Source organism: Natrinema sp. H-ect1 (assembly GCF_041821105.1).
GTDB classification, from domain to species: Archaea; Halobacteriota; Halobacteria; order Halobacteriales; family Natrialbaceae; genus Natrinema; species Natrinema thermotolerans.
This window is the reverse complement of the sequence record NZ_JBGUBA010000001.1, coordinates 464,558-476,979: the sequence shown is the minus strand read 5'-3', so window position 1 is coordinate 476,979 and position 12,422 is coordinate 464,558. Positions and strand designations below refer to the sequence as shown.

At 65.4% G+C, this 12,422-nt stretch carries 12 protein-coding genes; 5 read left to right on the top strand and 7 right to left on the bottom strand.

Going from position 1 to position 12,422, the window contains the following annotated elements; translation table 11 throughout:
* Nucleotides 1–59: 59 nt before the first annotated feature.
* Complete coding sequence (locus ACERIM_RS02455; RefSeq protein ID WP_006649261.1) at nucleotides 60–1,316, bottom strand: Glu/Leu/Phe/Val dehydrogenase; 1,257 nt, start codon at nucleotides 1,314–1,316, stop codon at nucleotides 60–62.
* A 931-nt stretch (nucleotides 1,317–2,247) separates the two neighbouring features.
* Here ACERIM_RS02455 and ACERIM_RS02450 point away from each other — a divergent pair.
* Nucleotides 2,248–3,534 (top strand): Cdc6/Cdc18 family protein, encoded by a 1,287-nt coding sequence (locus ACERIM_RS02450; protein WP_006649260.1) that lies wholly within the window; start codon nucleotides 2,248–2,250, stop codon nucleotides 3,532–3,534.
* Nucleotides 3,535–3,609: 75 nt separating this feature from the next.
* Here the strand turns inward: ACERIM_RS02450 and ACERIM_RS02445 are convergent, their stop codons facing one another.
* The gene (locus ACERIM_RS02445) at nucleotides 3,610–3,822 is read right to left on the bottom strand and encodes a hypothetical protein (protein ID WP_006649259.1); all 213 of its coding nucleotides are present in this window, start codon (nucleotides 3,820–3,822) and stop codon (nucleotides 3,610–3,612) included.
* Between the two features lie 119 nt (nucleotides 3,823–3,941).
* On the opposite strand from ACERIM_RS02445, the gene ACERIM_RS02440 reads away from it, so the two are divergent.
* Nucleotides 3,942–5,342 (top strand): NAD-dependent succinate-semialdehyde dehydrogenase, encoded by a 1,401-nt coding sequence (locus ACERIM_RS02440; protein ID WP_373631062.1) that lies wholly within the window; start codon nucleotides 3,942–3,944, stop codon nucleotides 5,340–5,342.
* A 14-nt stretch (nucleotides 5,343–5,356) separates the two neighbouring features.
* Here ACERIM_RS02440 and ACERIM_RS02435 read toward each other — a convergent pair whose 3' ends face one another.
* Both ACERIM_RS02435 and ACERIM_RS02430 read right to left on the bottom strand, forming a co-directional pair.
* Nucleotides 5,357–6,076, bottom strand: a complete 720-nt coding sequence (locus ACERIM_RS02435) for a hypothetical protein (protein ID WP_373631060.1) — start codon at nucleotides 6,074–6,076, stop codon at nucleotides 5,357–5,359.
* A gap of 136 nt (nucleotides 6,077–6,212) precedes the next feature.
* Nucleotides 6,213–6,563, bottom strand: coding sequence for a DUF5658 family protein (locus ACERIM_RS02430; RefSeq protein WP_006649256.1), 351 nt, complete (start codon nucleotides 6,561–6,563; stop codon nucleotides 6,213–6,215).
* Between the two features lie 690 nt (nucleotides 6,564–7,253).
* On the opposite strand from ACERIM_RS02430, the gene ACERIM_RS02425 reads away from it, so the two are divergent.
* The gene (locus ACERIM_RS02425) at nucleotides 7,254–8,426 is read left to right on the top strand and encodes a hypothetical protein (RefSeq protein WP_373631059.1); all 1,173 of its coding nucleotides are present in this window, start codon (nucleotides 7,254–7,256) and stop codon (nucleotides 8,424–8,426) included.
* 98 nt (nucleotides 8,427–8,524) lie between these two features.
* Entirely contained in the window at nucleotides 8,525–8,749 is a 225-nt protein-coding gene (locus ACERIM_RS02420) for a hypothetical protein (protein WP_006649254.1), read from the top strand.
* Nucleotides 8,750–8,781: 32 nt separating this feature from the next.
* Here the strand turns inward: ACERIM_RS02420 and ACERIM_RS02415 are convergent, their stop codons facing one another.
* From ACERIM_RS02415 to ACERIM_RS02405, 3 genes are all read right to left on the bottom strand, one after another.
* Nucleotides 8,782–9,651 (bottom strand): class 1 fructose-bisphosphatase, encoded by an 870-nt coding sequence (locus ACERIM_RS02415; RefSeq protein ID WP_373631058.1) that lies wholly within the window; start codon nucleotides 9,649–9,651, stop codon nucleotides 8,782–8,784.
* The gene (locus tag ACERIM_RS02410; RefSeq protein WP_006649252.1) at nucleotides 9,652–10,446 is read right to left on the bottom strand and encodes a class I fructose-bisphosphate aldolase; all 795 of its coding nucleotides are present in this window, start codon (nucleotides 10,444–10,446) and stop codon (nucleotides 9,652–9,654) included.
* 225 nt (nucleotides 10,447–10,671) lie between these two features.
* Entirely contained in the window at nucleotides 10,672–11,430 is a 759-nt protein-coding gene (locus tag ACERIM_RS02405; RefSeq protein ID WP_373631057.1) for a hypothetical protein, read from the bottom strand.
* 114 nt (nucleotides 11,431–11,544) lie between these two features.
* Between ACERIM_RS02405 and ACERIM_RS02400 the strand changes: the two genes are divergently transcribed.
* A complete protein-coding gene (locus ACERIM_RS02400) occupies nucleotides 11,545–12,399 on the top strand; it encodes a 3-hydroxyacyl-CoA dehydrogenase family protein (RefSeq protein ID WP_049964690.1) in 855 nt (284 codons plus the stop codon).
* The last annotated feature ends 23 nt before the right edge of the window (nucleotides 12,400–12,422 follow it).

Sequence of the window (12,422 nt, the reverse complement as noted above, 5' to 3'; positions counted from 1 at the left end):
TGTGTCACTCGAAAAGGAGGTCCGTTCGAATCGGTCCGGATTGGGCGAGCGACCGTCGGTCAGGGCCAGCTGCCGGCTTCCTCGAAGGCGTCTGCGACCCGCTGGATCGCGACGACGTAGGCCGCGGTCCGGGGGTTCTCGAGGTCGTGTTCCTCGTAGGCCTCGATCAAGGCGTCGAAGGCGTCGACGATGACGCCCTCGAGTTCCTCGTTGACCCGCTGCTCGGACCAGTAGAAGCGCTGGCGGTTTTGTACCCACTCGAAGTAGGAGACGGTGACCCCGCCCGCGTTCGCGAGGATGTCCGGAATCACGAAGACGTCTTTCTCTTCGAGGACCTCGTCGGCCGCGGGCGTCAGCGGCCCGTTTGCGGCTTCCGAGATGACGTCGGCCTCGACGTCTTCCGCGAGGTCGGCGTCGACCGCGTTTTCCAGCGCCGCGGGGATCAGCAGGTCGACGTCGAGGGTGAGGACGTCCTCGTTGGTGATCTCCTCCTCGCTTCCCTCGAAGCCGACGACGCTGCCCGTCTCGTTCTTGTGGTCCTTGGCTGCAACCGGATCGAAGCCGTCGGGGTTGTAGATCCCGCCGCTCGAGTCGCTGGCGGCGACGACGGTCGCGCCCATCTCGTCGATCAGTCGGGCGGCGATCCAGCCGGCGTTCCCGTAGCCCTGGACGGCCACGGTCGCGCCCTCGAGGTCCTTGTCGAGGTAGTCGAAGGCCTCGCGGGCGGCGATGACCGTCGAGCGGCCGGTCGCGTCGACGCGGCCCTCACTGCCGCCCGAATCCAGCGCCTTCCCGGTCACGACGCCCGGCTCCGACGTGTTCTCGAGGGTTTCGTAGGTGTCTTTGATCCAGTTCATCTCCCGCTGGCCCGTGTTCACGTCGGGCGCGGGCACGTCGCGGTCCTCGCCGACCATGGGCCGGAGTTCCTTCGCGAACGAGCGGGTGAGCCGCTCGAGTTCGCTCTCGGAGTAGTCGGCCGGATCGATGATGATGCCGCCCTTCCCGCCGCCGAGGGGAATGTCGACGATCGCGGTCTTGTAGGTCATCCAGCCCGAGAGGGCCTTGACCTCGTCGCGGGAGACACCCGGGTGGTAGCGGATGCCGCCTTTGTAGGGCCCACGGTCACCGTTGAACTGCGAGCGGAAGGCCTTGAATCGCTCCAGATCGCCGTCGTCGCGTTCGATCGTGAGGTTCGTCTCGAGGACGCGCTCGGGGTGTTTGAGTCGCTCGATCACGTCGTCGCCGACGTCGAGATACGCCGCCGCGTCGTCGATCTGTGATTGCAGGCTTTCGAACGGGTTGGTCTCTTCGCTCATACGCGGGGGGTTTCGGAGACCAAGGGATAAGCGTAGCGAATATCTATCATGGAAAGAGATGCACGTTCTCCAAGGCTGACCTAAGTACCCTATATATTGACCGTTCAGTCGGTTTCGCCGGTTGCTCCGGCCGGGTCACGACGCCGTCGACGCGGGTCCCGTTGGGGGCAACCGCGCGCCCTCGAGGTCGAACACGATCGCGCCCGCACTCGAGCGGATGGGCGATCGGTCAGTTCTCTACCGCCCGTTTCGGGGCCCGGTCTCGAGCGCGGGCCGATAACCCGGTGGCACACCCCTCGTTCAGAGTGAAAAGCCGGGCGGTGTCGCCGGGCGTTCGGAATCATCCCGGCGATCGACGGATCACGATCGATGGGGTAGTCACACCCCTCGTTCAGAGTGAAACGGGATCGTGAGGGGGTGGCCGGGTTCACTCTGAACGGCGGGGGATCCGACCGAACGCGATCGGACGGTTTGCGATTCGTAGTACCGGACCCACACCCCCCATTCAGAGTGAATACCGAGTGAGCGGTATCCGGTTGTGACCGACGGAATTGACCTGCGGGGGACACAAGCGATTGTTACGATTTGGTACTGTAAGGTGTCGCAATCGTTTCCGCTACCGTAATATATAATACCATTTTTAGGTGGAAGAGGGAGAGGAGACGTTCCGGAAAACTGCATCCGTCGCACTCTCGACGTTCCACGCGATTTCGGTGTACACTCCGGTTGGCGACTACGGCTTATTGACCGCTTTCAGTCTGAACGGGGTGTGGGCCTGTTCCCGACGGGCGTTCACAGTTCAGTCTGCACCCGGCAGCGAGTACGGATACTCCGAAACGGCCTTCAATAGACAGTAACAGTTCTATCTCTGTTCACTATCAGTCTGAACGGGCTTCCACAGGTTTATAATGTCCGTCTCCAGATCTGAACTATGGCCGAGCAGACCGGTGGGGACCCGCTCTTCGAATCTCATGATCCCATCTTCGATCGGAAGGAACTCCTCCACGTCGGTCACGTTCCCGACGAGGACCGCATCGTCGGGCGCGACGACGAGATCCAGTCCGTCGCCGCCGAAGTCGGTGCGATCACGCGCGGTGATCCGCCGAACAACGTGATGATATACGGCAAAACGGGGACCGGAAAGAGTCTGATCTCACGACACGTCTCGACGCGGGCCCAGGACGCCGCCCGCGGCAACGACATCGATTGTGCCGTTCTCTACGTCGACTGCTCCGAAGCGAACACCGAGACCCGTGCGACCCGACAGCTGGCGCTTAGTCTGAAAGACCAGACCGACTACCAGCAGAACATCCCGCTTCGCGGCGTCGGAACGATGGAGTACTACCAGCACATCTGGGGGATTCTCGAGGACTGTTTCGACGCCGTCATCGTCATCTTGGACGAGATCGACAAACTGGACAACAGCAACATTCTGATGCAGCTCTCGCGCGCTCGAGAGGCCCGAAAGACCGACGCCTATATCGGCGTCATCGGGATCAGCAACAAGGTCCAGTACCGGGAGACCCTCGACGAGCGGATCGACAGCAGCTTCGGCCACCGGGAGCTGTTCTTCCATCCGTACGACGCCTCCCAGCTCCGCGAGATCATGCGCAATCGCGAGGACGCCTTCCAGCCCGACGTTCTCGAGGACGGAACGATCGAACTCTGTGCCGCCCTCGCGGCGAAGAAACACGGCGACGCACGAAAAGCGATCGAGATCCTCAAGGAAGCCGGGGAACTCGCCCGCCGCACCGACAGCGAGACGGTTTCGGAGACCCACATTCAGCAGGCTCAGGAGGTCGCCGAGATCAACCGCATCGAGGAACTCACGAGCGGCGCGACCGTTCACGCGAAACTCGCCCTCTATGCGCTCGCCAGTTGTATCATCACGGGCGATCGGGAGACGTACAAGACCCGGGAGGTGTACGAGCGCTACGTCGGCATCTGTGAGCTGGTCGCGACCGACCCGATCACCGAGAACGGCCTCTATCGCCAACTCAAAGAGCAGGCGTTTCTCGGCGTCATCGAATCCGAGAAGACCGGTGGCGGTCGGTCACAGGGGAGTTACCTCCTGCACCGGCTCGTGACCGATCCGAAACACATCGTCAAGGCGGTCCGTCGCGACGCCTCGCTCGAGGACCTGCCGACGTACGATCGACTTCGGGAGACGGGGCCGTCGACTGGGAACCGCGACGCCGACCTCGAGTCCTTTTCCTGATCCGTCGAACTGCCACCACCTCGAACACGCGTTTCACTCTGAACGAGGGGTGTGGGACCATCCCCCGGTCCCGCGCTAGACCGCTTTCACGGTCTCGCGCCGGCGTCGCGATCGCCGATCGACGACGCAGCCACAGTCGACACAGACGAGCAGTCGCTCGTCGCCGGCTGTCACGGTCTCCCAGTCGCCGGTAACCGGACTCTCGTGGCCACAGTCCGGACAGAAGAGAACGGTCTTCCGCGCTTCGGGTGGCGGTTCGAAATCGTCGTGGGACGTGTCAGTTGACATGGTCGCTCGTAGGGATCCGACCGGCATAGGGGTTGTGTGGCACGAACGACCGTGACGGATCGACTCACCATTGGTTGGCAGCCCCGCGTACTAAGCGATTCGTCGTGGTCGATCACGGCATGTCAATCGAAAGCACGAACCCGGCGACGGGCGACGTGGTCGACAGCTTCGAGGCGACCTCCGACGAGGAACGCGAGGCCCGACTCGAGCGCGCGACCGAGACCTTCGCGGAGTGGTCGGAGACGCCGATCGAGACCCGCCAGCGGCTGCTCGCGCGGGCGGCCGACGTCCTTCGGAAGAACACCGACGAGTACGCCGAACTGATGACCGAAGAGATGGGGAAGCCGATCGGGCAGGCCCGCGACGAGGTCGCGAAATGCGCGTGGGTCTGTGACTACTACGCCCAGAACGCGGCACAACACCTCCAGGACGAGGTGATCGCCGGCGACGAGAGCGCCCGCACCGTCGTTGCCTACCAGCCGCTGGGGCCGGTACTGGCGATCATGCCCTGGAACTTCCCCTTCTGGCAGGTCTTTCGCTTTGCCGCGCCGAACCTCGCAGCGGGCAACGTCGGCCTGCTGAAACACGCCTCGAACGTCCCTGGCTGCGCCCGAGCCATCGAGGACGTCTTCGACCAAGCGGGGTTCCCCGACGGCGCCTTCACGTCGCTGCTGATCGACTCGAGCGAGATCGACGCGGTCATCGAGGACGACCGGATCCGAGCCGTCACCATCACCGGCAGCGACGCCGCGGGTCGGGCGGTCGCCGAAACCGCCGGCAGCCAGCTCAAGAAGTCGGTCCTCGAGTTGGGCGGGAGCGACCCGTTCGTCGTCCTCGAGGACGCCCCCATGGACGAGGCGGTCGAGACGGCGGTCCAGGCGCGGCTCATCAACAACGGCCAGTCCTGCATCGCGGCCAAGCGGTTCGTCGTGGTCGACGACGTCTACGACGAGTTCGTCGACCGCTTTATCGACGAGATGGCGGCCCAGACGGTCGGCGATCCGATGGACGAGGCCACCGACCTCGGGCCGCAGGCCCGCCCGGACCTCATGGAGGAACTCCACGAGCAGGTCGCGGAGACGGTCGAGCAAGGCGGCGAACTCGAGTTGGGCGGCGAGCCGATGGACCGCGACGGCGCGTACTACCCGCCGACGGTAATCACGGACGTCCCCGAGAACACCCCCGCCGACCGGGAGGAACTGTTCGGCCCCGTCGCTTCCGTGTTCCGGGTCCCCGACGAGGACGCCGCCATCGAAAAGGCAAACGACACCCGCTTCGGTCTCGGTGCGAGCGTCTGGACCGAGGATCTCGAGCGCGGCGAGCGGGTCGCCCGGCAGTTCGAGTCCGGGCTCGCCTTCGTCAACGAACTCGTCAAGTCCGATCCTCGGCTGCCCTTCGGTGGCGTGAAGGATTCGGGCTACGGCCGGGAACTCGCCGAACACGGGATCACGGAGTTCGTCAACACGAAGACGATCTGGATCCAGCAGGACGCCGGCGACGAGGCCGATAGGGTCGAGTGACCGGCCGCTGCCGGTCACTCGATGTCGACCGACCACTCGCCGTCGGATTTGACTTCGACGTAGCCGACGCCGTCGAACTCGAACTCGGTCGGGTTCTCGATACTGTCCTCGTGAAACACGAACTGGGTGGACTCCCGCGTCGTCGAGAGGATGGTGACGTTGATCTCCGTTCCGTCGTAGTCGCCGGAGGGCTGGTGCGATCCGTCGAACTCGAACGGACCGTGGACTTCGTTTCCGGTTCCCTCGAGGGACACGGGCATGGAATCCCCGGAGGTCTCACGCGGCTCGCGGACGGTCACCGTCCAATCGCCGCCGGCGACGACGCTGAGTTGATAGGTCCCGCCCTCCATATGCCACGCGGTCTGTCCATCGTACTCGCCCGACGAATCGGCGAACAGCGTCCCAGTTGACTCCGTCTCGCTTGTGTCTTCCGTGTCGTCCTCACTACCGTCGTCTTCCTCGGGAATCAACCGAACTTGGAACTCGCCGTCGCCCTCGTGGGTAGCGTCGACGACGGTGAGCCCGCCCTCGACACTGACGTCCTCGAGCGCCTCTGATCCGGTCCCGGAGAACTCCCGTTCGTCCGATTCGTCGGCGGAACCGTCTTGGTCGTCAGTGTCGCCATCCGTATCGTCGTTCTCGTCATCGCCCTCGGCCGCCTCGTTCGAACAGCCGGCAAGCGGAACTGCGACGCCGCTCAGTGCAACCAATCGTACGACTTGTCTCCGCTTCATTCGAGCCCGTTGGTACGGTGAAACGCCGTTTAGGAAATGGGGGGAATTGCAGAATCTGAAACCGGAGCCGCCGGATTGTCTCCCTTCCTCGAGTCGTTCGACGACACCGCCACTGGTCCCGCCCGTCTTCGGCCGCTCACACGACCGTCGAGATCGTATAGACGTTGAGAACTGCAGCGGCCAGCCACGGCACCGCGAGCCCTGCGGGCACGATCGGCCGATACGCCCGCTCGAGGAGGGGCCGGCAGGCCAGCGCGACGCCGACCGCGAACGCCTTCAGTCCGAGCATGCCGACGACGCCGTAGCTCTCGATCGCGCCGCGGGCCGCAGGGTTGGACTCGGCCAACCCGAGGTTGAGTCCGACGAAGGTCGTGACGATGTCGGCGACCAGCGAGAGCGCGACCAGCCCCCAGAGCAGTCGCTCGAGGTCGACGGGCGTCACATCGCCCGGCAGCCACTGGCCTGGGGTCGCGCGCTCGGAACTCATACCCTCCCCGCCGGAATCGAACCGGCACTGCCATCGGGAGCAAGAACCCGTACCAGTACGCGGGGTATTGTTATGGCAGGCGTAGGGGGATCGCCGTCGCCGGTAATCGCTTACAATCGACGGCAAACGGTTCGGGCGGCGGCCGCGACGATTTCGGGGTTGTAACCGGGTCGTACTTCGAAGGCGGGGTCAGCTATGCGTCGAAACCACATGATACTGGATCTCCTGCCGGCCGAATACTGTCGTTACCGTCGCCCCCATGTCAGTCGGTCACACGAACCGATCACGGACTGGGTGGGACAGTAGAGGGGGAGAGGGGTCGCGCCGACGGATCGCCACTGATCGTGTGGCGGTCGTCGCGAGGGGAGACGGATCGACTATGGCGCGACCCGCTCGAGAGTGCGTTCTGTCTCCGTGGTCACCAGCACGGAGACATCATACACTGTCGGGTCCGATGATACGAACGCTCGCGTTCAGTAGTCCACGCGTTACATGGGAGTCCGCGTTATATGGGTGTCCGAGAGGCCGCGATCGACTGGCGGGCAGCACCACGGCCGCTGCCGACCGACGATCCGGCCGCGAGAAAGACGTTCGGCGGCAATTGCAGGCAGCACGGCTTTCCGTCGAATCGCCGTTCGTTTCGACGGTTAGCGATCCGTTCCAATAGTGTGGAGCGGGGTAGATAGCGATATGTCGGAGGTACACACCGAACGTTCGGGACAACGGAGAGCGACGCTTCGCGACCGGATCGGGCGGGGACTGGACCGACGCGAGTTCCTGCGGACGGTCGCCGGCGGTGGCTACGCCCTCGGGATGGCCCACTGGATCGGCGTCGACGACTTCCTCGCCGCCGGCGACGGCGAGGTCCCCGTCGTCACTGCCCTCGTCAGGGACGACCCGGCCGACCCGTGGTCGATCCGGGAGCGAACGGAACGCGTCCCTGCAGCGTGGTACGCCGCCGTCGAGAAGGCGTTCGAAATCAATGATCTCCTGTCCCGGGTCGGGTTCACCGGCTACCTCGGGAGTGCCGTCGTCCCCGGTGACTTCGATAGCGGGACCGCAACCGTCTCCGTCGGCGTCTCGAGCGAGGGGCATTCCGTGAACGAACTGCTCGGCGAACTCGCCGAGGGCGTCGAGATCGACGTGGAGACGTTCATCGATGTCGACGACATCGGGGACGACTCCGAGGCGAGCGAACCCCGGCTTGGCTACCCCGGTACGGACGGTCGCGTCCCCAGCGGCGTCGCCTGCGAGACGCCGACGAGTCTGGCGACGCTCGGTCCGGCGCTGTATCACCCCGACGGGGAACGGCGGTTCTTCGTGACGGCCGATCATGCCTTCGACGGGATCGAGGGGTCGACCGAGGAATCCCTCTCGCTGCCCATCGGGGGCGACGACGCGGCCGAACTGGGGACCGTTGCACGACACCACCCGGTCGCCGACGTCGCGACCGTCGAACCGACCGGCGGCATCGAACCGACGAACAGGATCGACGCCCCCTCGAGCCCGCGGGTGCGGGGCCAGTTCACCAAGTTCGGCCTCGCGACGCTCGTCGCACGCGACGCCGAACTCGAGAAGGTCGGTGCGATGACCGGTCACACGGTGGGAAAGATACAGGGAATCGACGCCGTGACCTGTTTCACGGACGACTTCTGCCGGCGCGGCCAACTCCGCTGGGGCGGCGAGATGGACCTCACGGACGGCGATAGCGGCTCCGTGAGCTACCACCGCGATCCCGAGGGCGAGGCCGACGACGTCCTCATCGCCGGCTTCAACAACGCCCGGACCTGGTGGCCCGGCCAGAGCTACGTCTGGGGCGTGGGGGCCTATCGACTGACCGAAACACATGGCTATCACTTCTGAGCGACGACCGACGGGGGCTACGAGGATCGAATCGACGACCGACGGGGGCCACGAGGATCGAACCGACGATCGACCGGAGCCACGAGGACCGAACCGCGATGCGTAACGATACCAGTCGGTCCGAGGAGGGCGCGACCGGACCTGTTAGAACGGCCGTCCGGACGATCGGCCGCGTCGTCGGGGATCTGATCGCCATCTCCCTGTGGGTCCTGTTTCTCACCCTGGCGTTCCTCGCGACCGGCTGGCCCCGCTGGGCGTTCTACGCGCTGTTGCTCGTCGGTGTTGGCGTCTACGTCGCCGTAACGGCCGCCTGGATCGACTGACGATACCGAACAGCGAAAAACGGATCGGCGGGCTACGCGAGGGCCGCCTCGAGGCGCTCGATCAGCTCGTCGTTGCCGACGTGGACCGGCGTGCGATCGTGGAGGGCGTCGGGCTCGACGGCGAGTAGCGAGCGGTCCCCGTTCGAGGAGCGCCCGCCGGCCCGTTCGACGACGTAGCCGATCGGGTTCCCCTCGAACTGCAGGCGGAGTTTGCCCTCGGGCCGGGACTCGAGGCCGGGGTAGCCGAAGGTGCCGCCGTATGTCAGTACCTGATTGACGTCGCCGATCAACGCGCCGCCGTACCGGAGTTTGAGTTCGTCCTCGATCTCGCGGGCGTAGGCGCGGAAGTCGTCGGGCCAATCGGGGACGCGGCCGCCGAAGCCGTAGACGACCGGTTCGTCGGGGAGGGTCACGTCGTCGTCGACGACGTTCCGCTCGCCTCCGGAGAGTTCGTACTCGGCGACGGTCTCCTCGGTGGCGATCACCATCGTCGTGATCGGGCCGTAGAGGACGAAGCCGGCGGCCACGAGCGTCTCACCGCGGGCGGGCAGTGCGGCGTCGTAGACGCCGAAGATCGTCCCCATGGTGTTGTTGGACTTGAGGTTCGAGGAGCCGTCGAGCGGGTCCACTGCGACGGCGTAGGCGTCGCCGTCGGCCGGATCCGCACCGCAGTCGACGACGTTGGCGCGTTCCTCGCTGGCGTACTGACCGACGCCGTCGATCCCGGTGAGGCGCTCGCCGAGCAACTCGTCGGCCCAGACATCCGCCTCGGCCTGGGTCTCGCCGCTTGGGTTTTCCTCGTCGACGGTCCCGCGGCGGCCGATCAGTCCCTGCCGTATCTCGGTCGCCGAGCGACTGATCGTCGCGACGATGTCCTCGACGACCGGGTCCGAGACCGTCATCTATTCGGTGGCCTCGAGCGCGGCGTCGGCCGTCGCCTCCTCGTAGATGACCTTCTCGAGGGCGTCCAGCAGCCGCGTCGGGTCCTCGCGCTGCCAGACGTTGCGGCCGACGGCCAGCCCCTTCGCGCCGGCGTCGATGACCGCCTCGACCTGCGAGAGGAACTCGTAGTCGGAGGTCTTCGAGCCGCCCGACATGATGACCTTCATATTGCCGGCACAGTCGACGGCGTGAGCCATCGCCTCCGGGCTCCCGGGGTACTTGACCTTCGCGATGTCGGCACCCAGCTCGAGGGCCAGCCGCGTCGCGTAGGAGATCGTCGAGGGCTTGGTGTCGTTTTTCAGTCCCTGGCCGCGCGGGTAGGACCACATGACCATGGGGAGGTCGTACTCGCGGCCCTTCTCCTGGGCGTCGCGGAACTCCTCGACCATCTCGATCTCGTGGTTCGAGCCGCCGTAGACGGTGAAACCGAGGGCGTCGGCGCCCAGTTCGGCAGCGTAGTCGACCGAGCAGTTGACCGCCGAGTCGGGCTCGCCCATCCAGAGGTTCGAGGTGCCGTTTAGCTTCAGCAGCAGGTTGACGTCGTCTTCGTAGCTGGGATAGTAGCCCTCGGCGATCCCCTTCTGGACCGCCATCGCGGAGACGGCGTCGTGGGTCGCCGTCTCGAAGACCGTCGACGGGTCGAGCTTCTCGGGAACCTCCTCGAAGTCGACGGGGCCGTGTTCTAAGCCGTGGTCCATCGCCAGAATCAGTGACTTGCCGTCGCGTACGATCGGGGAATCGTCGATCGGAATCATCTGTTAGACGGTCCAACAGTGCGCTATAAATCTCTGATGGTCCTGATTGTCGAAATTGAGTATACGTGTAGTAATCGCACTCTCTCGGGCCGTGCGACGTGACGGCGATCCGACTCATCGAGTACTCGAAACGGGATCGAAATCAGCTATCGGGAGCCGACTGCCAACGCGGCGTCGGCTCGAGCGACGAGTGCTAGCGACAGCGTCACCGTGCTATCGCCGTCGTCACTCGAGCAATTCGCGGGCGTTGTGTCGCCACGTACGGACGTGCAGGACGCTCAGATCGAGCGCCGTGGCGACGGTCATCGCGCTGATCGTCGCCAGCCGCTCGGCCGACTGGATCCCGGCCTCGGCCAGCCGATCGGCGTCGTCCGGGCCGACCCCGGTGACCGCCGTCACCGGCGTCGGCTTCGGATACGGCCGCTGTGAGGGGCGTTCCCGACCGATCGAGACGGCCGCCTCGTCGTACTCGAAGGCCTGCCAGTCCTCGTCGTCGCTGACCGCGATCCACTCGCGTTCGGCCGCGCCGAGCCCGCGGACCTCGCTCGAGCGCCGTTGGAGATCGCCGTCGGACTCGAACGACCACGGCAGCGAGAAGCGCCTCCGGAGGGCGGCCGCGACGTCCTCGTCGACCCCGTCCTCGAGCAACAGTCGATAGGAGTACTCCTTGTCGACGACCGCCTCGGGGTCGATGCCGGCGGCCGCGAGCGCCTCGCGTTCGGTCGGTTCGATCGCCGCGTCCCGCTCCGAACCCGCGGGGGCTTCGTCGTCGGTGTCCACGGTCGCGGCGTCGGTCGCCGCGAGCAGTTCGTCCTCGTCGAAGGCGAGTTCGACGGGGTCCGAACCGTCGTCGGCGACATCGGCGGTGTCGTCGCCGACGTCGACGGTGATCCCGATGTCAACGACGGTCGTGTCCCCGTCCTCCCCATCGCTCGCCGGGCCGGCTCCCGTCTCCGCGTCGCTGACGACTTCTTCCTTGCTCACGCGATTCACCGGTCGTGCGTAGCTCACACTGTCTCGTCTTGAAAGTTACCCTCGCGCGCCGACACGACTCCAGCCGACCAGCACGCTTACGGCCGCGACGACGGAAGGGAGCGTATGGTTCGCGAGCAGCTCGACCGGATCGGCGTCGTCGGCGCGGGGACGATGGGCAGCGGCATCGCACAGGTCGCCGCCACGAACGGCTACGAGGTCGTCATGCGCGACATCGAATCGCAGTACGTCGAGAACGGCTTCGACACCATCGACGACAGTCTCAGCCGCCTCGAGAGCCGGGGTGCCCTCGAGGAAGCGCCGGCGACGATCCGCGACCGGATCGAGGGGACCACGCTCCTCGACGATCTCGGCGACTGCGATCTGGTCGTCGAGGCCGCCCTCGAGGAACTCGCGGTCAAGCGGGAGGTCTTCGCCGACTTAGAGCGGGTGTGTGCCGACGACGTAGTGCTGGCGACGAACACGAGTACGCTCTCGATCACCTCGATCGCCAGCGACCTCGAGTGCCCGGAGCGCGTGATCGGGCTGCACTTCATGAACCCGGTGCCGATCATGGAGGGCGTCGAAGTCGTCGTGGGTGAGAAGACGACCGACACAGTGACCGAACTGGCCCACGACCTCGCCGCGGACCTCGGGAAGACGACCTGGGAGGCCGACGACAAGCCCGGCTTCGTCACCAACCGGATCCTGATGCCCTGGATCAACGAGGGGATCCGGGCCTACGACGAGGGCGTCGCCTCCAAAGACGACATCGACACGGGAATGGAACTCGGGACCAACGTGCCGATGGGGCCGCTGACGCTGGCCGATCACATCGGGCTCGACGTCTGTCTCCACGCCTCCGAGACGCTTCACGAGGAGTTAGGTGATCGGTACAAGCCAGCTTACCTCCTCAAGCGGAAGGTCGAGGCCGGCGACCTCGGTAAGAAGACGGGGCAGGGGTTCTACGAGTACGAATAGCCGCGCCCGTCGTTTCAGCTTGG

Bases quoted from the DNA above. Each gene is read 5' to 3' on its own strand.
- ACERIM_RS02400 (WP_049964690.1), top strand. From the start codon at position 11,545: ATGGTTCGCGAGCAGCTCGACCGGATCGGCGTCGTCGGCGCGGGGACG.
- ACERIM_RS02445 (WP_006649259.1), bottom strand. From the start codon at position 3,822: ATGTCAACTGACACGTCCCACGACGATTTCGAACCGCCACCCGAAGCG.
- ACERIM_RS02440 (WP_373631062.1), top strand. From the start codon at position 3,942: ATGTCAATCGAAAGCACGAACCCGGCGACGGGCGACGTGGTCGACAGC.
- ACERIM_RS02415 (WP_373631058.1), bottom strand. From the start codon at position 9,651: ATGACGGTCTCGGACCCGGTCGTCGAGGACATCGTCGCGACGATCAGT.
- ACERIM_RS02435 (WP_373631060.1), bottom strand. From the start codon at position 6,076: ATGAAGCGGAGACAAGTCGTACGATTGGTTGCACTGAGCGGCGTCGCA.
- ACERIM_RS02430 (WP_006649256.1), bottom strand. From the start codon at position 6,563: ATGAGTTCCGAGCGCGCGACCCCAGGCCAGTGGCTGCCGGGCGATGTG.
- ACERIM_RS02455 (WP_006649261.1), bottom strand. From the start codon at position 1,316: ATGAGCGAAGAGACCAACCCGTTCGAAAGCCTGCAATCACAGATCGAC.
- ACERIM_RS02450 (WP_006649260.1), top strand. From the start codon at position 2,248: ATGGCCGAGCAGACCGGTGGGGACCCGCTCTTCGAATCTCATGATCCC.
- ACERIM_RS02425 (WP_373631059.1), top strand. From the start codon at position 7,254: ATGTCGGAGGTACACACCGAACGTTCGGGACAACGGAGAGCGACGCTT.
- ACERIM_RS02420 (WP_006649254.1), top strand. From the start codon at position 8,525: ATGCGTAACGATACCAGTCGGTCCGAGGAGGGCGCGACCGGACCTGTT.
- ACERIM_RS02410 (WP_006649252.1), bottom strand. From the start codon at position 10,446: ATGATTCCGATCGACGATTCCCCGATCGTACGCGACGGCAAGTCACTG.